At 72.1% G+C, this 19,142-nt stretch carries 20 protein-coding genes; 13 read left to right on the forward strand and 7 right to left on the reverse strand.

Translation table 11 applies throughout. The annotated features are described in order from the left end of the window. Window positions 1-2 precede the first annotated feature (2 nt). Genes fdh through nrfD form a run of 3 tightly spaced genes read left to right on the forward strand, consistent with a single transcriptional unit; the run spans window position 3 to window position 5,028 of the window. A complete protein-coding gene (fdh, locus tag ACIBW9_RS26745; protein WP_398959161.1) occupies window positions 3-3,248 on the forward strand; it encodes a formate dehydrogenase in 3,246 nt (1,081 codons plus the stop codon). After that, window positions 3,245-4,087, forward strand: coding sequence for a 4Fe-4S dicluster domain-containing protein (locus tag ACIBW9_RS26750; RefSeq protein ID WP_398959163.1), 843 nt, complete (start codon window positions 3,245-3,247; stop codon window positions 4,085-4,087). The genes fdh and ACIBW9_RS26750 overlap by 4 nt, the downstream gene beginning before the upstream one ends. Further along, entirely contained in the window at window positions 4,084-5,028 is a 945-nt protein-coding gene (gene nrfD / locus ACIBW9_RS26755; RefSeq protein ID WP_398959165.1) for an NrfD/PsrC family molybdoenzyme membrane anchor subunit, read from the forward strand. Before ACIBW9_RS26750 ends, nrfD begins: the two co-directional genes overlap by 4 nt. A gap of 20 nt (window positions 5,029-5,048) precedes the next feature. Here the strand turns inward: nrfD and ACIBW9_RS26760 are convergent, their stop codons facing one another. After that, entirely contained in the window at window positions 5,049-6,077 is a 1,029-nt protein-coding gene (locus ACIBW9_RS26760; RefSeq protein ID WP_398959167.1) for an SDR family oxidoreductase, read from the reverse strand. A gap of 385 nt (window positions 6,078-6,462) precedes the next feature. Between ACIBW9_RS26760 and ACIBW9_RS26765 the strand changes: the two genes are divergently transcribed. Next, window positions 6,463-7,119: a M15 family metallopeptidase gene (locus ACIBW9_RS26765; protein WP_398959169.1), complete on the forward strand. Its 657-nt coding sequence runs from the start codon at window positions 6,463-6,465 to the stop codon at window positions 7,117-7,119. Here ACIBW9_RS26765 and ACIBW9_RS26770 read toward each other — a convergent pair. The 3 genes from ACIBW9_RS26770 to ACIBW9_RS26780 all read right to left on the reverse strand — a co-directional run bounded on the left by ACIBW9_RS26770 (window position 7,116) and on the right by ACIBW9_RS26780 (window position 10,121). Further along, a complete protein-coding gene (locus ACIBW9_RS26770; RefSeq protein WP_398959171.1) occupies window positions 7,116-8,078 on the reverse strand; it encodes an SDR family NAD(P)-dependent oxidoreductase in 963 nt (320 codons plus the stop codon). The two genes, ACIBW9_RS26765 and ACIBW9_RS26770, sit on opposite strands and share 4 nt — an antisense overlap. Window positions 8,079-8,385: 307 nt before the next feature. Continuing rightward, window positions 8,386-9,042, reverse strand: a complete 657-nt coding sequence (locus ACIBW9_RS26775) for an HAD family hydrolase (RefSeq protein WP_398959173.1) — start codon at window positions 9,040-9,042, stop codon at window positions 8,386-8,388. A 38-nt stretch (window positions 9,043-9,080) separates the two neighbouring features. Continuing rightward, the gene (locus ACIBW9_RS26780; RefSeq protein WP_398959175.1) at window positions 9,081-10,121 is read right to left on the reverse strand and encodes a PHP domain-containing protein; all 1,041 of its coding nucleotides are present in this window, start codon (window positions 10,119-10,121) and stop codon (window positions 9,081-9,083) included. A gap of 108 nt (window positions 10,122-10,229) precedes the next feature. Between ACIBW9_RS26780 and ACIBW9_RS26785 the strand changes: the two genes are divergently transcribed. From ACIBW9_RS26785 to ACIBW9_RS26795, 3 genes are read left to right on the forward strand one after another with little or no spacing between them, the layout of a single operon-like run. Further along, a complete protein-coding gene (locus tag ACIBW9_RS26785) occupies window positions 10,230-11,033 on the forward strand; it encodes an SDR family oxidoreductase (protein ID WP_398959177.1) in 804 nt (267 codons plus the stop codon). Window positions 11,034-11,043: 10 nt separating this feature from the next. Continuing rightward, entirely contained in the window at window positions 11,044-12,060 is a 1,017-nt protein-coding gene (locus ACIBW9_RS26790) for a DNA topoisomerase IB (RefSeq protein ID WP_398959179.1), read from the forward strand. A 44-nt stretch (window positions 12,061-12,104) separates the two neighbouring features. Continuing rightward, complete coding sequence (locus tag ACIBW9_RS26795) at window positions 12,105-12,341, forward strand: hypothetical protein (RefSeq protein WP_398959181.1); 237 nt, start codon at window positions 12,105-12,107, stop codon at window positions 12,339-12,341. Window positions 12,342-12,350: 9 nt separating this feature from the next. Here the strand turns inward: ACIBW9_RS26795 and ACIBW9_RS26800 are convergent, their stop codons facing one another. After that, window positions 12,351-13,580 carry a lectin gene (locus ACIBW9_RS26800; protein ID WP_398959183.1) on the reverse strand — a complete coding sequence of 410 codons (1,230 nt, stop codon included), beginning with the start codon at window positions 13,578-13,580 and terminating at the stop codon, window positions 12,351-12,353. A 141-nt stretch (window positions 13,581-13,721) separates the two neighbouring features. Further along, a complete protein-coding gene (locus ACIBW9_RS26805) occupies window positions 13,722-14,399 on the reverse strand; it encodes a VanZ family protein (RefSeq protein WP_398959185.1) in 678 nt (225 codons plus the stop codon). A gap of 249 nt (window positions 14,400-14,648) precedes the next feature. Between ACIBW9_RS26805 and ACIBW9_RS26810 the strand changes: the two genes are divergently transcribed. Genes ACIBW9_RS26810 through ACIBW9_RS26835 form a run of 6 tightly spaced genes read left to right on the forward strand, consistent with a single transcriptional unit; the run spans window position 14,649 to window position 18,392 of the window. Next, complete coding sequence (locus ACIBW9_RS26810) at window positions 14,649-14,831, forward strand: hypothetical protein (RefSeq protein ID WP_398959187.1); 183 nt, start codon at window positions 14,649-14,651, stop codon at window positions 14,829-14,831. After that, window positions 14,828-15,280 (forward strand): monovalent cation/H+ antiporter complex subunit F, encoded by a 453-nt coding sequence (locus ACIBW9_RS26815; RefSeq protein ID WP_351477144.1) that lies wholly within the window; start codon window positions 14,828-14,830, stop codon window positions 15,278-15,280. Before ACIBW9_RS26810 ends, ACIBW9_RS26815 begins: the two co-directional genes overlap by 4 nt. Next, window positions 15,273-15,533 carry a Na(+)/H(+) antiporter subunit B gene (locus tag ACIBW9_RS26820; RefSeq protein WP_398959189.1) on the forward strand — a complete coding sequence of 87 codons (261 nt, stop codon included), beginning with the start codon at window positions 15,273-15,275 and terminating at the stop codon, window positions 15,531-15,533. Before ACIBW9_RS26815 ends, ACIBW9_RS26820 begins: the two co-directional genes overlap by 8 nt. Next, window positions 15,530-16,270 (forward strand): MnhB domain-containing protein, encoded by a 741-nt coding sequence (locus tag ACIBW9_RS26825; protein WP_398959191.1) that lies wholly within the window; start codon window positions 15,530-15,532, stop codon window positions 16,268-16,270. The genes ACIBW9_RS26820 and ACIBW9_RS26825 overlap by 4 nt, the downstream gene beginning before the upstream one ends. A gap of 8 nt (window positions 16,271-16,278) precedes the next feature. Then, window positions 16,279-16,626, forward strand: a complete 348-nt coding sequence (locus ACIBW9_RS26830; protein WP_398959687.1) for a sodium:proton antiporter — start codon at window positions 16,279-16,281, stop codon at window positions 16,624-16,626. Next, window positions 16,626-18,392, forward strand: a complete 1,767-nt coding sequence (locus ACIBW9_RS26835; protein WP_398959193.1) for a complex I subunit 5 family protein — start codon at window positions 16,626-16,628, stop codon at window positions 18,390-18,392. Before ACIBW9_RS26830 ends, ACIBW9_RS26835 begins: the two co-directional genes overlap by 1 nt. On the opposite strand, the gene ACIBW9_RS26840 is transcribed toward ACIBW9_RS26835, so the two are convergent. After that, window positions 18,393-19,055 carry a DUF4230 domain-containing protein gene (locus ACIBW9_RS26840; protein ID WP_398959195.1) on the reverse strand — a complete coding sequence of 221 codons (663 nt, stop codon included), beginning with the start codon at window positions 19,053-19,055 and terminating at the stop codon, window positions 18,393-18,395. Between the last annotated feature and the right edge of the window lie 87 nt (window positions 19,056-19,142).

The following is a 19,142-nucleotide window of genomic DNA, read 5'->3' on the forward strand; positions in this document are numbered from 1 at the left end:
CCATGGGTATCGGCGACCGGGTCCGCGCATGGCCTGTCTACCGGCAGCTCACCGGCACCGACCGTACCGGCCGGGGGAGCGCCGCGAAATCCTCGTACACCGCAGGTCTGCGCCCCCGCACGGACAGCGCGGAGCGCGTGGTGCAGTCCGTCTGCCCCTACTGCGCGGTGGGCTGCGGCCAGCAGGTCTATGTGCGCGACGAGAAGGTCGTACAGATCGAGGGCGACCCCGCCTCGCCGGTCAGCCGCGGGCGGCTGTGTCCCAAGGGCTCGGCGACCCTGCAGCTGACCACCGGACCGGCCCGTGAGCACCAGGTGCTCTACCGCCGCCCGCACGGCACCGACTGGGAGCCGCTCGACCTGGACACGGCCATGGACATGGTCGCCGAGCGGGTCCTGCGCACCCGGCGCGAGACCTGGGAGTGGGAGCGCGACGGGATGCGCACCGCGCGCACCCTGGGCATCGCCAGCCTCGGCGGCGCCACCCTCGACAACGAGGAGAACTACCTCATCAAGAAGCTGCTGACCGGCCTCGGCGTGGTGCAGGTGGAGAACCAGGCGCGGGTCTGTCACTCGTCCACGGTCGCAGGTCTCGGCACCTCCTTCGGACGCGGCGGCGCCACCACCTTCATGCAGGACCTGCAGTTCTCCGACTGCATCGTCATCGAGGGCTCCAACTTCGCCGAGTGCCACCCGGTCGGCTTCCAGTGGGTGATGGAGGCCAAGAAGCGCGGCGCCACCATCATCGACGTCGACCCGCGCTTCAACCGCACCAGCGCGCTCGCCGACCTCTATGTGCCCATCCGCGCGGGCACCGACATCGCCTTCCTCGGCGGGATCATCAACCACGTCCTGACCGAGGAGAAGGACTTCCGCGAGTACGTCCTCAACTACACCAACGCCGCCACCCTGGTCGGCGAGGACTTCCGCGACACCGAGGACCTCGACGGCGTCTTCTCCGGCCTGGACGAGGAGAAGAAGCACTACGACCCCACCACCTGGCAGTACGAGGGCGTCGAGATCCAGCAGCCGGCCGGTGAGGCCGACGAACTCTACGCGGAGCGCACCCGCAAGTCCGCAGGCGCCGAGGCGCACGGCTCCGGCGGAGCGCGTACGGGTCACCGCGCCCCGACCGACGAGACCCTCCAGCACCCGCGCTGCGTCTACCAGATCCTCAAACGGCACTACGCCCGCTACACCCCCGAGATGGTCGAGGAGGTCTGCGGCATCCCCCGCGAGACCTTCCGGCAGGTCTGCGACGCGCTGACGACCAACTCCGGACCCGAGCGCACCAGCGCCTTCTGCTACGCCGTCGGCTGGACCCAGCACACCACCGGCGCCCAGTTCATCCGCGCCGCCTGTGTCCTTCAGCTCCTGCTCGGCAACATCGGCCGCACCGGCGGCGGCATCCAGGCCCTGCGCGGCCACGCCTCCATCCAGGGCTCCAGCGACATCCCCACCCTGTTCAACCTGCTGCCCGGCTACATCCCGATGCCGCACGCCCACGAGGACATGAACCTCGACAACTTCGTCGAGACGACCCGCACCGTGAAGGGCTTCTGGTCCGACATGCGGGCGTACCTCGTCAGTCTGCTGAAGGCCTACTACGGCGACGCCGCCACGCCCGACAACGACTTCTGCTTCGACCACCTGCCGCGGCTGACCGGCTCCCACTCCACCTACGACACGGTCATGGCCCAGCTCGACGGCGACTGCAAGGGCTACTTCCTGCTCGGCGAGAACCCGGCGGTCGGCTCCGCCAACACCCGTCTGCAGCGCCTCGGCATGGCCAACCTGGACTGGTTGGTCGTGCGCGACTTCTCCCTCATCGAGTCGGCGACCTGGTGGAAGGACGGCCCCGAGATCGAGACCGGTGAACTGCGCACCGAGGACATCGGCACCGAGGTGTTCTTCTTCCCGGCCGCCTCCCACACCGAGAAGTCCGGCTCCTTCACCAACACCAACCGCTGGGTGCAGTGGCACTACCAGGCCGTGGAACCCGAGGGCGACGCCCGCAGCGACCTGTGGTTCATGTACCACCTGGGCCGCCGCATCAGGGAGAAGCTGGCCGGCTCGACCGACCCCATGGACCGCCCGGTCCTCGACCTGACCTGGGACTACCCGGTCACCGGGGACCTCGAGGAACCCCTCGCCGACGCCGTGCTCGCCGAGATCAGCGGCCAGGGGCCCGACGGCACCCCGCTGAGCGCCTACACCGAACTCAAGGACGACGGCTCCACCCGCTGCGGCTGCTGGATCTACTGCGGTGTCTACGCCGACGGCGTCAACCAGGCCGCCCGCAAGAAACCCCACTGGGAGCAGGACTGGGTGGCCGCCGAATGGGCCTGGGCCTGGCCCGCCAACCGGCGCATCCTCTACAACCGGGCCTCGGCCGCCCCCGACGGCACCCCCTGGAGCGAGCGCAAGAAGTACGTCTGGTGGGACCCGGAGGAGGGCAAGTGGACCGGGCGTGACGTCCCGGACTTCGTCCCCGACCGTGCACCGGACTTCGTGCCCGACGAGGACGCGGTCGGCTCCGACGCGCTGCGCGGCGACGACCCGTTCATCATGCAGGCCGACGGCAAGGGCTGGCTGTTCACCCCCGCGGGCCTGGAGGACGGCCCGCTCCCCAGCCACTACGAGCCCCAGGACTCGCCGTTCCCCAACGCCCTGTACCCCTCGACCCCGCGCAACCCGGTGCGCGAGCTGCTGCCCCGCGAGGGCAACCGCTACCACCCCAGCGGAGACGAGAAGGGCGCCGGCGTCTTCCCCTACGTCGTCACCACGCACCGCCTGACCGAGCACTTCACGGCGGGCGGCATGAGCCGCTGGTCGGAGTATCTCTCCGAGCTGCAGCCGGAGTTCTTCTGCGAGGTCTCGCCCGCGCTGGCTCGTGAGCGCGGCCTGGAGAACGGCGGCTGGGCGACGATCGTCACGGCCCGCAACGCGGTCGAGGCGCGGGTGCTGGTGACCGACCGCATCCGGCCGCTGCGGGTGCAGGGCCGCACCGTCCACCAGATCGGCCTGCCCTTCCACTGGGGCCCCAACGGTGTCGCGAAGGGCGACGCCGCCAACGAACTGATGGCCATCGCGCTCGACCCCAACGCCCATATCCAGGAGGACAAGGCGCTCACCGCCGACATCCGTCCGGGTCGCCGCCCGCGCGGTCCGGACCTGCCGAGGCTGGTCGCCGAGTACCGCACCCGGGCCGGTATCACCCCGGACACCGGAACGGAGGCACGCAAGTGAGCGAGGACCGCGTCGGGTTCTTCACCGACACCTCCGTCTGCATCGGCTGCAAGGCCTGCGAGGTCGCCTGCAAGGAGTGGAACGCCATCCCGGAGGACGGCCTGTCGCTCACGGCCATGTCGTACGACAACACGCAGGCGCTCGGCGCCTCGACCTGGCGGCACGTGGCCTTCATCGAGCAGCCGCGCCCGGACGGCCGCACCCAACTCCCGCTGGTCGAGGGCGAGTCGACCGCGCAGGAGACACCGGTCGGCGGCGACGGCGAACTGCGCTGGCTGATGTCCTCCGACGTGTGCAAGCACTGCACCCACGCCGCCTGCCTCGACGTCTGCCCCACCGGCTCGCTCTTCCGCACCGAGTTCGGCACGGTCGTCGTCCAGGAGGACATCTGCAACGGCTGCGGCTACTGCGTGCCCGCCTGCCCGTACGGCGTCATCGAGCAACGGCCGCGCGACGGCCGCGCGTTCAAGTGCACGATGTGCTACGACCGCCTTGGCGCAGGACAGGAACCGGCCTGCGCCAAGGCCTGCCCCACCGAGTCCATCCAGTTCGGCCCGCTCGACGAACTGCGCGAGCGGGCCGCGCTGCGCGTCGACCAGCTGCACGAGGCGGGCGTCACCGACGCCCGGCTCTACGGCCACGACCCGGACGACGGCGTGGGCGGCGACGGCGCGTTCTTCCTGCTCCTGGACGAGCCCGAGGTGTACGGGCTGCCACCGGACCCCGTCGTCACCACCCGGGACCTGCCCGAGATGTGGAAGCACGCCGGCGCCGCGGCCCTGTCCCTGCTGGGCGGCCTCGCGGCCTGCTTCGCGCTCACGGGAAGGGGCCGGCGATGAGCACGACCGAGCGTGCGGGACACAGGCGGCGCCGCGGCGAGCAACCCGTCGTCCCGCGGGCCGAGTTCCAGTCCTACTACGGCCGTCCCGTCATCAGGGCGCCCTCCTGGGCCGCCCCCGACATCGCCGGGTACTTCTTCCTCGGTGGGCTCGCCGGCGCAGGATCGGTGCTCGCGGCGGGCGCGCACCTGACCGGACGTACGACGACCGCGACGGCACTGAAGGTGTCCTCGCTGGCCGCCGTCACCCTGTCGGCCGCCGCCCTGATCCACGACCTCGGAAAGCCGAGCCGGTTCGCGAACATGCTGCGGGTGTTCAAGCCGACCTCGCCCATGAGCATGGGGTCCTGGCTGCTCGGCGCCTACGCGCCCGTGGCGGGTGCGGCCGCCGCGAGCGCCGTGACCGGCCGGTCGCCGCGTCTCGGGGGCGCGGCGACCGGCGCGGCCGCACTCCTGGGCCCCGCGGTCGCCACCTACACCGGCGTGCTGGCCGCCGACACCGCCGTACCGGCCTGGCACGGCGTCCACCGGGAGCTGCCGTACCTGTTCGCGGCGTCCGCGACCGCGGCGGCGTCCGGAATGGCCCTCGTCGCCGGACCCACGAGCGAGAACGCCCCGGCCCGCTGCGCCGCCGGGCTGGCGGCGCTGGCCGACGCGGCCCTCACGAAGGCGGCCGAGCAGCGCCTGGGCATGGTCGCCGAGACCTGGCGCGAGGGCCGGGCGGGCACACTGCTCCGGGCGGCGCAGCTGCTCACCGCCGGGGGTGCCGTCACCGCCGCCCTCTTCGGCGGACGGCGTAGCACCGCGGTCGCCTCCGGGCTCGCCCTGCTCGCGGGATCGGCCTGCACCCGCTTCGGCGTCTTCGCGGCGGGCATCGCCTCGGCGGAGGACCCCAAGTACACCGTGGTGCCGCAGCGTGAACGGCTCGACGCGCAGGCGTAGACGCCGAGCCGGTCAGCCCGTCAGCCCACCTTGCGCCCCCGCAGCGGCTCGGTCCTTGCCCCCTCGCCGTGCTGCAGGCCCTGGAGGAACTCCTGCAGGACTTCGGTCGCCTCGTGCTCCGGGTGCCAGCCCAGCTCGGTACGCGCGCGTGTGCAGTCCATCAGCGGGAGCCGCAGAACCGCGTCGAACAGATGCGGCGACGCCGGCAGGAGGTGCAGGCCCCAGGCGGCGGCGATCGCCGAGCGGGCCGCGACGCGGGGGAGCCGGACGGGGCGGGTGTCCAGCAGCTGAGCGAGCAGTTCGGCGTCGACCGGGGGCTCGGCCGCCAGGTTGAAGGCGCCGCGGACCTCGGAGCCGAGCGCGAGGACGTACGCCCTGGCCGCGTCGTCGGTGTGCAGCGCCTGCACCCGCAGACCCGGAATGTCGGGGAGGAAGGGCAGCAGCTCCGGGCGCGCCAGCGGGCCCGGCAGGAAGCGGCCGCCGAAGATCCGGCGCTGCTCGCTCGCCGACTCGCGCTTGAAGAGGAAGGCGGGCCGCATCCGGACCACCCGCACCTCCGGGTGGTCGCGCTCGAAGGTGTCCAGGGTGCGCTCCAGATAGGCCTTCTCCCGGCAGTACGCGGCATCCGGCCAGCCGTGGGTCGGCCACGACTCGTCCACCGCGTGGTCCTTCGGCCCCGGGGAGTAGGCGCCCACCGACGAGGCGTGCACGAGCGTCGGCACCCGGGCCGCCGCGACCGCCTCGAACACCCGGATGCTCCCGAGCACGTTCGTGCGCCAGGTCGCCGCCGGATCATGCGTCGGCTGGAAGGCCCACGCCAGATGGACGACCGCGTCGGCGTCCTCGAACTCCTTGACCAGATCGGCCTGTTGGGACGCCAGGTCGACCGCGGACCACTCGGTCCGCGCCGGCGACCACTCGGGAATCCGCCGGGCCAGACCCAGCACGGACCCCACCTGCGCTTCCTCGGAGAGGAGGCGCACCACACTGGTGCCGACGTTGCCGGTGGCACCCGTGACCACGATCCTGCTGCCCACTGCGCTGCTCACCTTCGGCTCCTTCCGGCCGCACGGTCCGAAACGGGGTCACCGAGTACCCGGCCGGGGCGGGGGCACGCGGACTGCGCGCCATGACCTCGGAGGCAATCGGCGCCGGTACCGGTCCCGGGAACGATGGAGGGCGTACCCACGTCGACCACGGCCCGGCCGACGGCCCCGCGACCTGCACGGGCTGCTGGACCACCTGGGCCTGCACGCGGTGACACTGATCGGCCACTCCGTGGGCACCGCGGAGATCGTGCGCCGCCTGACCCGGGTCGCGCTCGTGCGCGGTCTTCCTGCGCGACCGGGCGGCGTTCGGCCTGTTCGTCACCCACGCCGAACAACTCACCGCCGAACCGCGGTAGTTCATGCGCCGCCGGGAGATGATCAAGCCATGAGCGAGATCATCCTGATGTCCGACGCCCGGGTCGCCGCCGTACCGGTGGCGGAGAACGGCGAGCCCCTCGTCGACGTACGAGACAAGCTTCTGGTCGACGACCGCAAGCACGAGGACTCCCATGGCGCCGAGATCCGGCTGCGCCGGGGCGTCCTGGACCGCCTGCTCGCCGCACAGGCCCTGCTCCCCGAGAGCCTGCGTCTGCTGTTCGTGGAGGGATACCGACCGCCGGCCCTCCAGCGCCGCTACTTCGAGCGGTACGCCGACGAACTGCGCGCCGTACACCCCGACTGGCCCTCCGACCGTATCCGCAGCGCCGCCAGCCGCTATGTCTCCCCGCCCGAGATCGCCCCGCACAGCGCGGGCGCGGCCGTCGACCTCACCCTCGCCGACGCCGACGGCCGCGAGCTGGACCTGGGCACCGAGATGAACGCCGATCCGGAGCAGAGCGACGGCGGCTGCTACACGGATGCCCCGAACATCACGGACGAGGCACGCGCCCACCGTGCCCTGCTCGGCGGGGCGTTGACGGCCGCCGGGCTCGTCAACTACCCCACCGAGTGGTGGCACTGGTCCTACGGAGACCGCTACTGGGCCCTTGTGACCGGCGCACCGGCCGCCCTGTACGGGCCCAGGGAGCCGGGTGACTCCTAGGCGAAGGCGTTCACGCCCGTCAGCTCCGCCGACAACTCCCACAGCCGGGCGGCCTGTTCGGGGTCGATCGCCCACTCCTTGACGCCACTGGTCGTGCCGTCGACCGCGAGCTCGGCGATCTCGCAGTCCTCCAGGTAGACACCGCCAAGGCCGTCCAGCTGCGGCGAGGTCGCCGCCCACACCTGGGTGGCCGCGCCCTGCGGCGGGGTCTTGAAGCCCTCGGGGTTGAGGACGTTGCCGTCCTCGTCGATCCAGCCGCGCTCGATCATCTCCGCCTTGGGGATGTGCCGCTGCAGCGGGGTGAGGATGCCGCCGGGGTGCAGCGAGAAGGCGCGCACGCCGGCGTCGCGGGCCAGCTTGTCGAGGTGGACGGCGAACAGGACGTTCGCGGTCTTGGCCTGCCCGTAGGCCTGCCACTTGTCGTAGCCCTGCGCCCAGTGGACGTCGTCCCAGCGCATGCCCGAGAAGTGGTGGGCGCGGGAGGAGACGGACACGACACGGGCGCCGCCGGGCGTGATCGCCGGCCACAGCCGGTTGACCAGCGCGAAGTGGCCCAGGTGGTTGGTGGCGAACTGGGCCTCCCAGCCCGGCCCCACCCGCGTCTCCGGGCACGCCATGATCCCGGCGTTGTCGATCATGAAGTCGATGGTCCGCCCGGAGGCGAGGAAGCGCTCGGCGAAGGTCCGCACGCTCTCCAGGTCGCCGAGGTCCAGCTCGTCCACCTCGACGCCGTCGAGGCCGGCCAGCGCCTCCTCGGCGGTGGCCCGGCGGCGGGCCGGGACGACGACCCGGGCGCCCGCCTTGGTCAGGGCGCGCGTGGTCTCCAGGCCGAGCCCCGAGTAGCCGCCGGTGACGACGGCGAGCCTGCCGGTCAGGTCGACGCCCTGAAGAACGTCGTCGGCCGTGCTCGTGGCGCCGAAACCGGATCCGATCTTGTGCTGTGCAGTGCCAGTGCTCATGCCGAGAACGCTACGGATTGGAGTGCTCTCGAAGTCAAGCGCGGGCCGGTGCGGTCGGGCGCGGGCAGAAAAGAGCCCCGACCGGACGGGGGAGGCCGGTCGGGGCTCGTTGGTGGGCACGGATGGCGGTCGCCTCTCGGCGAAAGGCTCCACAGGGCTTCAGCCGAACGATCGTCCCTGTGGGCGAATGGTGAGGCCCGGGGACACTGTCCCATCCGCACCCACGGTTGGTTCAACGGCGAACTACCGCCGGGTGTTCCGGTGTTCGGCGCCTTGTGGGGTGATCTGCGTCACCCGGTCGTGCCGCTCAGGCCAGTGGGCTGTTCTTCAGATCGGACAGCAGATGCGCGGGATCGTCGTACACGGCCTCGGCTCCCGCCTCCTCCAGGTCGGCGCGCGGGATGCCGCCGCACAGCACGCCCAGACAGCGCACGCCGGCACGACTGCCCGCGCGCATGTCCCACACGGTGTCCCCGACGAACACCGCCCGTTCGGCGGGTACCCCGGCCAGTTCCAGGGCGTGTTCCACGGGCTCGGGAGCCGGCTTTCCTTCCTTGACGTCGTCCGCGCTCGCGGTGGCGGTGATCGCGTCGTCGGCGCCGATCGCGCGGCGCAGCGCGGAGAGTTCCGGGCCGCTCGCGGAGGTGGCCAGCACCACCTTCCAACCGTCGTGGTCGAGGCGCCGCAGCAGCCGCCCGGCGTCCTCGAACGCGGGCAGCCGGTCGAAGTACTGGCCGTACAACGCCTTGTGCGCGGCGCTGAGTTCGGCGTCCTGGTCCGGGTCCCGCCGATCGCCCAGCAGCCGGGCGACGAGATCCTCGGAGCCGAGGCCGACGGAGCGGTGGATGGCGTGCATGGGCACCTTGTGCCCGGCTTGGCGGAAAGCCTCCCACCAGGTCGCCACGTGCAGGTGGTTGGTGTCGACGAGGGTTCCGTCGACGTCGAACACGGCCGCCCGTTCCATGCGTACTCCCTTGCTCTTCCGCTGCCCCGAGTACCACGTCAGGTTCCTGTCACTCCTGCGGGCGTGCGCCGCGAGCGGGTCCAGGCCAGCAGCTCGTCCAGGCTCCAGGTGTTCACCACGCGCTCGGCCGGCACCCCGCACTCCTCGGCCCGGGCACAGCCGAGGATCTGCCAGTCCAGCTGGCCCGGCGCGTGCGCGTCCGTGTCGACCGAGAACAGGACCCCCGCCTCGACTGCCTGGCGCAGCAGCCGCCGTGGCGGATCGAGCCGCTCGGGCCTGCTGTTGATCTCCAGGGCGGTGCCCGTCTCGGCCAGCGCGGCGAACACCGCCTCGGCGTCGAACTCCGACTCGGGCCGCCCCCGCCCGGTCACCAGCCGCCCCGTGCAGTGCCCGAGCACATCGGAGTGCGGATCGCGTACGGCGGCCACCATGCGGCGGGTCATCGAGCGGGCGTCCATGCGCAGCTTGGAGTGCACCGACACCACGACCACGTCCAGCCGCTCGAGCAGCTCCGGCTCCTGGTCCAGAGAGCCGTCCTCGAGGATGTCGCACTCGATGCCGGTGAGCAGCCGGAACGGCGCCCAGGTGGTGTTCAGCTCCGCCACCACGTCCAGCTGTTCCCGCAGCCGTTCGGGCGACAGGCCGCGCGCCACGGTCAGCCGGGGGGAGTGGTCGGTCAGCACGGCCCACTCGTGCCCGAGGGCCCGCGCGGCCCGGCCCATCTCCTCGATCGGGCTGCCGCCGTCCGACCAGTCGGAGTGCAGATGGCAGTCCCCGCGCAGCCTGGCCCGCAGCCCCGCACCGGCCCGGTCCCCGCTCTGCGCCTCCGCCTCGCCCTCCAGCTTGCGCAGATAGCCCGGCACCTCTCCGGCCAGCGCCTCCTGGACGACCTGCGCGGTCTTCGGGCCGACCCCCTTGAGCGACTCCAGCGACCCGGCGGCCGCCCGCTCGCGCACCTCGTCCGCGGGCAGGGACGTCAGCACGCGGGCCGCCGTACGGAAGGCGCGGACACGGTACGTCGGCGCCAGGGACCGCTCCAGCAGGAAGGCGATCCGCTCCAGTGCCTCGACGGGATCCATGGTGACCTCCTCCTCCAGGGTTCCCCAGCCCCGGGCACCCCGCACGGTTTGTGCCGCCCGCACCCGGGTACTGCGATGCGCACCCCAGCGCCCAGGAGGAGGCCGGCGATGTCCACATCAGCTCCCGCCAAGGTCGCCGTGATCACCGGCTCCGACTCCGGCATCGGCCGCGCCACCGCCGTAAGGCTGGCCCGGGCGGGCATGGACGTCGGCATCACCTGGAACAGCGACCTCAAGGGCGCCGAGGAGACCGCGGAGGAGGTCCGCGCCCACGGCCGGCGGGCCGCCGTGGCCCAGATGGACCTCACCCGGCTGCCCACCGCCGCTGACACCGTCGACGAGCTCCGCGACCGGCTCGGCCGCCTCGACGTCCTGGTCAACAACGCCGGTACCGGCACCATGACGCCCTTCCTCGACCTCGAACTCGACACGGTGCGCGAGGTCGTCGACGTCGACCTGATCGGCCCCTTCCTGTGCGGGCAGCGGGCGGCGCGGCACATGATCCGGCAGGGCGACGGCGGCCGGATCGTCAACGTGACCTCCGTCCACGAGCACCAGCCGCGGGTCGGCGCCGCCCCGTACTGCGCGGCCAAGGGCGGCCTCGGACTGCTCACCCAGGTCATGGCCCTGGAGCTCGCCGAGTACGGCATCACCGTCAACGCGGTCGCGCCCGGCGAGATCGCCACCCCGATGACCGGCCAGGAGGACACCGACGTGCACACCGAGCCACGCCCCGGCATCCCCGTGGGACGGCCCGGCGACGCCCGCGAGGTCGCCGCCGTCATCGCCTTCCTCGCGAGCCCCGACGCCTCCTACGTCACCGGCGCCTCGTGGAGCGTGGACGGCGGCATGCTGCGGATGGGCCCGCAGGCCGGCTCCCACCTCAGGAGCGACGACTGGCGGCGTCCCTGAGCCCGCCGCCGTGAGACTGCGCACCAGCTCCTGCGACGGCCCCGGCTTCACCCGTGTCCGCTGCGGCCGGGGCTTCCGCTACCTGGACGAGACCGGCGCGCCGCTGAAGGACCCCGGGCACCTCGCCCGCATCCGGGCCCTGGTCATCCCGCCCGCCTGGCGGGACGTGTGGATCTGCCCCTGGCCGGGCGGCCACCTCCAGGCCGTCGGCACCGACGACGCGGGGCGCCGCCAGTACCTCTACCACGAACAGTTCCGCGCCCAGCAGGAGCAGGCCAAGCACGAACACGTCCGCGAGGTCGCGCGCGCCCTGCCCGAACTGCGCGCCAAGGTCGCTCTGGACCTCGCCGGCCGCGGACTGTCCCGCTCCCGGGTCACCGCCTGCGCCGTGCGCCTGCTCGACCTCGGCTTCTTCCGCATCGGCAGCGACCGGCACACCCGCGAGAGCGAGACCTACGGCCTGACGACGATGCTGCGCGAACACGTCACCTGCGGCCGCGGGGAGATCGCGTTCAGCTACCCGGCCAAGGGCGGCACCGAGATCGTACGGGCCCTCGTCGACGAGCAGGCGCACGCCGTCGTACGTGCCCTGCTGCGCCGCCGCAGCGGCGGCGAGCGGCTCCTGGTGTACTGGGAGGGGCGCGCCTGGCACGACCTGCACGGCGACGACCTCAACGAGGCGCTGCGCCGGCTGTCCGGCACCGAGATCACCGCCAAGGACTTCCGCACCTGGCACGCCACGGTCCTCGCCGCCGTCGCCCTGGCCGTCGTCACCGAGGAGGCACGCGCCACGCCGGCCGCGCGGCGCCGGCAGACCAGCCGCGCCGTCCGCGAGGTCAGCCACTACCTCGGCAACACCCCCGCCGTCTGCCGCGCCTCCTACATCGACCCCCGGGTCGTGGAACTGTTCGAGCAGGGCGAGACCATCGCCCCCGTGCTCACCCGGCTGGGCGAACACGGGGACTTCGGGCGTCCCGCGACGCAGGGCGCCATAGAGGCGGCGGTGCTCGAGCTGCTGCAGCGCTGACACCCCCGAGCGATCCGCCGCCGATGCGTCCTACGCTCTATTGCATGACCGAACAAGCAGCTCCCCACATCTCCAATCCGCGGATCCTGGTCCTCGGCGTGCAGCCGGGCACACCGCCGTTCCGGATCGTGGAGATCGACGGCGAAGTGATCGGTGAGGCCAAGTCCGTCACCGACGTCCTGGAGGCCGCCGCCGCCTTCGGCATCACGGTGCACGACCTGGACGACCCGGACGTGGTGCGCTGGGTGGGCGGCGACAAGTTCACCTGGAAGTTGCACTGACCGCCCGGCTCAGCCGACCGTCCACTTCTGGTTGGCGCCGCCCGAGCAGGTCCAGATCTGCAGCCGGGTGCCGTCGGCCGAGTTGTTCCCGGTCACGTCGAGGCATTTGTTCGCCTGCGGATTGACGATGTCGTGCGCGCCGGTGACCGTCCACTTCTGGTTCGGGCCGCCGGTGCAGTCCCACAGCTGGACGGCCGAGCCGTCCGCGGTGCCGTTGCCGGTGACGTCCAGGCACTTGCCGAGCGCGCGCAGGGTGCCGTCGGAACCCACCGTCCACTGCTGAGCGGCGGTGCCGTTGCAGTCGTAGAGCTGGACGGGGGTGCCGTTCGCGGAGTTCGCCCCGGCGACGTCCATGCACTTGCCGGCCAGTCCCCTGATCGCCGCTCCGGTGGCCGAGTCGCCGGTCGTCACCGACACCGAGTCCACCACCAGCTGCTGCGGGAACGACGTGGAGCCGTCCGGGTCGCCGGGCCAGTAGCCGCCCACCGCCAGGTTCAGGATCAGGAAGAAGGGCTTGTCGAACACCCAGGTCCTGCCGCCCAGATCGGCGGGTGTGCGCCGCTGGTAGACATTGCCGTCCACGGACCAGGTGATCGAGTCGGGCGCCCAGTCGACGGCGAAGGTGTGGAAGGCGTCCGCGAAGGCCTGCCCGTTCGGCAGGGAGTAGGCGGCGCCGATGCCGCCCGAGCCGGAGTAGCCGGGGCCGTGGATGGTGCCGTGCACGGTGGACGGCTCGTAGCCGACGTTCTCCATGACGTCGATCTCGCCCGAGTCCGGCCAGTTGACGGGCGTGCCGAGCATCCAGAACGCGGGCCACATGCCCTGCCCCCGCGGGATCTTCATCCGTGCCTCGACGTGCCCGTACTGGGCGTTGAACTTCCCCGAGGTGTTCAGCCGCGCCGAGGTGTACTGGCAGGTTCCGTACCAGCACTGGTAGTTGGCCGGGTTCTCGCGCCGGGCCGTGATCACCAGATGGCCCTGGCCGTCCAGGGCCGCGTTCCGGGTGCCCGAGGTGTAGTACTGCCGCTCGTGGTTGTTGACGTTGTCGCCGGTCTCGGTCTGCCACTTCGAGGAGTCGACCGCGGCCCCGGCAGGTCCGTCGAAACCGTCGGAGAACGCCACCGCGGTGGCGGCCGCCCCGGGCGGATCCGCCTGCGCCGCACCGGGCCAGGCGGACGGGACCAGTACGGCGGACAGGGCGGCGAACAGACAGCTGCGCAGCAGACGTGGGGAGGCCACGGGACTTCCTTCCGTACGGCGGCCGGGCGCAGGGAGGCGACCGGCCGAGGTGAGGGGTGAAGGCGTCGCCTCTTGATTTAAGAAGTGAGATAAGGGGGCGTCAATACCTTGGTACGGACCAGGAGTTGAGCGGTGGTGGAGCTATGCGTCCTTCGCCCGCTTCGTCGCCCGCCGCGGCAGCCGCTCCCGCGCGTGCACGGCCCGGCTCAGCCGCCGCCCCAGCAGGAGGTAACCCACCAGCGCCCCGGCGGTGTTGAGGATGACATCGTCGATGTCGAAGGCTCGGCCTTCGACCAGCGCTCCCTGGGCGAACTCCACCAGCAGCATCACCACCGCGGTCAGCGCCAGCACCCGCAGCAAGCCGCGCGCCCGCGGCGCCACGACCGGCACCAGGATGCCGAACGGAACACCCAGCAGCACATTGCCGCCGATCTGCTTCACGGCGTCCCGGAACGCCGGCTGGTCCAGATAGAGCCGCAGGGTGCTGCCCGGATGCAGGTTCGTGTGGGCCATCGCCACCGAGGCGGGGGAGGGCTCCAGGGTCAGCCGGGCCAGCACCACGGCGAACGCCACCATGAACCCGAAGGCGCACAGCATCGCCAGCAGTCGGATCGGCAAGGGCATCACATGCCGCTCACGGGGTGCCGGCTGCGCCTTGTTCCTGGGTTTCGCGGACTTCTTCGCCTTGTCTGGCTTGCTCGCCTTCTCAGGCTTCCTCGGCTTCCTCCACTTCGCGTACTTCTTCGGCTTCTCGGACGTGCCGGTCCTGGTGGTACGCAGGCGCAACGCTGAACGTGGTCGCAAGGCTGCACGGGCCATCAGGTCCTCCAGTCTTCAACTTCCCTGCGTTGTAGGGCGGTTACCCGCTTGCGAGCCGAGAATGCCGCCGTCGGGCCGACTTCGCTCGAGCTGCCCCGCGGTTTCCCTTCCTGCCGTAGGGGCACTCCGGCGGTGGAAGCCAGCGCGCCGCCACCCGGGGCGCCCGCCGCGGTGTTTGGATGCCGCGGGACGGACGTACCGGACATCCCGCCCGTGACGGTGTGCGAGCAGAGCCCGAGGAGGTGGCGCATGACCCCGCGAACGGCCCTGTTCACCGTGGCCGAGCTGCTGGGTTGGTGGATCACGCTCGGCCTGCTGTGGCTGGTCCTCATCAGCACCGTCGACACCCTGGAACTCGTCGTCGGCGCGAGTTGCGCCTGCGTGGGCGCCTTCGCGGCCCGTGGCGCTCGACGGGCGGTGAGCGGGACGTGAACGGCTGGACGCTCGCCGCCGCCGTCGGCCTCGCCGGCGGACTGGGCACCGCGCTGTGGGGCGTCACCACCGGTCCGCTGCGCCGCCGGGTCGTGGCCCAGAACCTGTCCACCGCACTCGCCTGCCCGAGCCTGCTGCTCCTCTCCCAGGCCTACGACCGCCCCTCCTACGTCGACCTCGGCCTCGTCCTGGCCCTGCTCGGCCCCGTCGGCACCCTCGTCTTCGCCCGGCTGCTCGCCGAGGAAATCGCCGAGGACCCGCCCCGCGCCTGGGGCCCCACCCTGACGGTCGCCGGTCTCGGCGCGGCCGCCGTGACCGCCCTGTGCATCGCCACCGGCCCCGGCCGCGCCATGGTGAAACTGCTCGTCATCGGCGCCCTGCTGATCAGCGGGAACATCATCGCCTCGCGGGCCCTGGCCGGCGGGTTCCGGGGGGTCCGCGGTGGCTGACGCGGTGATCGTCGTGGCACTGCTGCTGGTCGCGGCCTGCGCGACCGCGGCCGTGGCCACCCGCGACCCCATGCGCCAGGCCCTCGTCCTGTCCCTCCTGGGTGTCGTCCTCGCCGCCCTGTTCACCGTTCTCCAGGCGCCCGACGTCGGACTCTCCCAACTGGCCGTCGGCTCCGCGCTGACACCGCTGCTGCTGATGCTCACCGTCCGCAAGGTCCGGCGGCGCGGCCAGGGCAAGGAGCGTGAACGGTGACCCGGCGCGCCCGGCTGTGGGTGCTGCTCGCGGGCGGCGCGGGCCTGGCCGCCCTGCTCGTCGCCGCCTGCCTGGACCTGCCGCACTTCGGTGGCGACCGCCACCCCTACGGCGACCGCGCCGTGCACGCCTCCCTGGCCCGGCGGACCGCCAACACCATCTCCTCCGTCAACTTCGACCAGCGCGCCTTCGACACCCTCGGCGAGATGACCATCCTGTTCTCCGCCGTCCTCGGCTGCGTGATGCTGCTGCGCCAGACCCGCGACGAACACCGCGCCCGCCCCGAACCCGCCGAGGTCGACCTGCCGGTCCGCCGCTACGCCCTCGTCGTCCTGCCCGTCGCCCTGCTCAGCGGCCTGTACGTCATCGCCCACGGCCAGCTCAGCCCCGGCGGCGGCTTCCAGGGCGGAGTGGTCGCCGCGACCGCCCTGCACCTGCTCTACCTGGGCGCCGACTACGCGGCCCTGGAACGCATCAGGCCGATCGGCGCCTTCGAGGTCTCCGACGCCCTCGCCGCCTCCGGCTACCTCGTCATGGGCATCGCGGGACTGATCGGAGGCACCGCCTTCCTCGCCAACACGCTGCTGCCGTACGGCACCTTCAACACGCTGTCCTCCGGCGGCACCGTCCCGCTGCTGAACGCGGCCATCGGCATGGAGGTCGCCAGCGCGGTCGTCGTGCTGCTCGCCCACTTCCTGGACCAGGCCGTCGAGATCGAGGAGGAGAGCGGCACATGAGAGCCGTGATGGATGTCCTGCCGTACCTGGTCGCCGCCTGGGTCTTCCTGGCCGGCTGCTACGGCCTGGCCACCAGCCGCAACCTGATCCACGCCGTCGGCTGCCTGTCCGTGTGCCAGGCCGGCACCTATGTGCTGCTGCTGTCCGTGGGCTACCGCGACGGCGCCACCGCGCCCGTGTTCTCCGACATCGAACCCGGCTCCCGACCGGTCGTGGACCCCGTGGTGCAGGCGCTCACCCTCACCGACGTCGTCGTCGGCGCCACCGTCACCGCGCTGCTGCTCGCGCTCGTCATGCAGATCGCCAAGCGGCACGGCACCGTCGACCCCGACGAACTCTCCGAGCTGCGCGGCTGATGAACGACCTGCTCCCCCTCGTCGTCGCCGTGCCCCTGCTGGGGGCCGCCCTCCTGGTCGCCGCGGGCCGCAGGCTGCCCCGTGTGGTCGCCGAGTCCGCCGGGTGCGCCGTCTCCGCAGGCACGGCCGGACTCGCGATCGTGCTGCTGCTCAACTCCTCGCCACCCATGACCGAGTGGGTCGGCGGCTGGCAGCCCGTGAACGGCGAGAGCGTCGGCATCGTCCTGACCGGCGACGGGCCGGGACTCGGCATGGCCGCGCTCGCCTCACTGCTGACGCTGGCCGCACTGGCGTACTCCTGGCACTACTTCGAGGAACCGCCCCGCCGCCACGCGGGCTCCTTCCCCGCGCTGATGCTGCTCTTCCAGGGCGGCATGTGCGGCTTCGCCCTCGCCGGCGACCTGTTCAACATGTTCGTCTGGTTCGAGCTGATGAGCGTCGTCGCCTACGCCCTGACCGGCACCCGCGTCGAGGAGGCCAAGGCCGTCCAGGGCGCGCTGACCTTCGCGGTCGTCACCTCGCTCGGCGCGTACGCCATGCTCATGGGCATCGGGCTGCTCTACGCCCGCACCGGCGAACTGGCGATGTCCCAGATCGGGCGCGGCCTCGACCGGCACGGCGGCCCTGATGCCCTCGTCCTCGCCGGGTTCGTCCTGGTCCTCACCGGACTGCTGGTCAAGGCGGCCGCCCTGCCCTTCCACTTCTGGCTGCCCGACGCCCACGCCGTCGCGCCGACGCCCGTGTGCATGCTGCTGTCGGGCGTGATGGTCGAGTTCGGCACGTACGGCGTGTGGCGGGTGTACGGGAGCATGTTCTCCGGGCCCGGCGGGGTGCCGGCCGGGGCCCTGACGCGGATGCTCGTCGTGCTCGGTGTGCTGACGGCCGTGATCGGCGCCGTCATGTGCTGGTACCAGCGGCACCTCAAACGGCTGCTCGCGTACTCGACCGTGGCCCACACCGGCCTCTTCCTCATCGGGATCGGCGTGCTGACCCCCGAGGCGGACGACGGGGTCGCGCTGTACGTCCTCGGCCACGCCGGTGTGAAGGCCGCGCTGTTCGCCTGCACCGGCGTCCTCCTCGACCGGTACGGCAGCGTCGACGAACACGCCCTGCACGGACGCGCCCGGCGGCTGCGCGGGGTCGCCGTCCTGTACGCCGCCGGGGCCCTCGGTCTCGCCGGGCTGCCCCCGTTCGGCACGGCACTCGGCAAGTCCGTCGCGGAGGAGGCCGTGGGCGGCCCCCTCTCCGTCGTGTACGTCGCCGCGAGCGCGGTGACCGCCGGCGCGGTGCTGCGGGTCGCCGCCCGCGTCTTCCTCGGCCTCGGGCCGACGCCGCCCGACCACGGCGAGTACGAGACGACCGGTACCGGAGAGGAGCCCGAGACCGGCCACCGCGTCAGCCGGGTCCCGGGCCCGATGACGGTCGTCCCCACCGTGCTGCTCGCCGCCGCGCTGGCCGTCGGTGTGGTCCCCGGCTTCGCCGGGCTCGTGGCGCACGCGATGAGCGAGGCGGGGTCCGGCGGGGTGGTGGTCTCCACCCCGCAGTGGACCCTGCCCGGCGTGCTTCTGGGCCTGGCCTCGACCCTGCTCGCCGTGGGCCTCGCCGCCGTCGCCGTCACCCGCCCCGAGCTGCTCGCCGCGCCGGACTGGGCGCTGCCGCTGCGGCGCCTGCAGTCCGGGCACGTCGGCGACTACGTGGCCTGGGTCCTGGTGGGGGCCGCACTGCTCGGCGCCCTCGCCCTGCCCGGGGTGTCGGGGGGCGGCTGATCAGCCGCCGTAGCTGACATGCACCTCCTTGAAACCGAGGGACCGCAGCAGACCGTCGAGCATGTCCGTGGTGTTGGTCTCGGCGCGCCGGGTCAGGCCGCTGTCCTTCGCCGCCTCACCGATGTGCTTGACCGCGAGTTTCTGCACGGCCTGCTCGCTGTTGGGATTGTCCGAGAACAGGTCGCCGAGCCGGTCGAGGAGACCGCGCTGCTTGGAGACGGCGTAGGAGCGGTCCGGGTCGAGGGCCGGCTTGCCGAGCACCGCGTGCGGCAGCCGGAGTGTGGCGGACGTACGGTCGCCGTTGACCGTCACGTCGTCCTTGCCGACCTTGCCGAGGTCGACGTAGGCGTCGACGGTGCCCGCACCGATGTACAGCGTGCGGGAGCCGCGGATCGCGTCGGGCAGGTACTTGGTGTCCTTTTCCAGGTCGACGACGACCTGGAAGTTGCCGGAGGCGGCGTCGTAACGGCTCATGTCCTGGATGGACTGGAGCAGTGCGGGTCCCGAGCGGTCGTGCGTTTCGGTGCCGAACAGGTCCTTGAGGCCAGGGAGCACACTCAGCCGGATCCCGGCGAAGAACACCACGAGCACCAGTACGACGGCGCTCACCGCCTTCGCCCAGCCGGGCATGCGCCTGGACACGCGCCTGATGGGAGTCGTCATGGCGACGGCCCTCCTTCCTACAGTGCGCATGCCCCCCAAAGCCCTTGCCAGACCCCGCCGTTGGCCGAATGACGCCGCTGACGGAGG

Source organism: Streptomyces sp. NPDC049541 (assembly GCF_044465725.1).
Classification (GTDB): Bacteria; Actinomycetota; Actinomycetes; order Streptomycetales; family Streptomycetaceae; genus Streptomyces.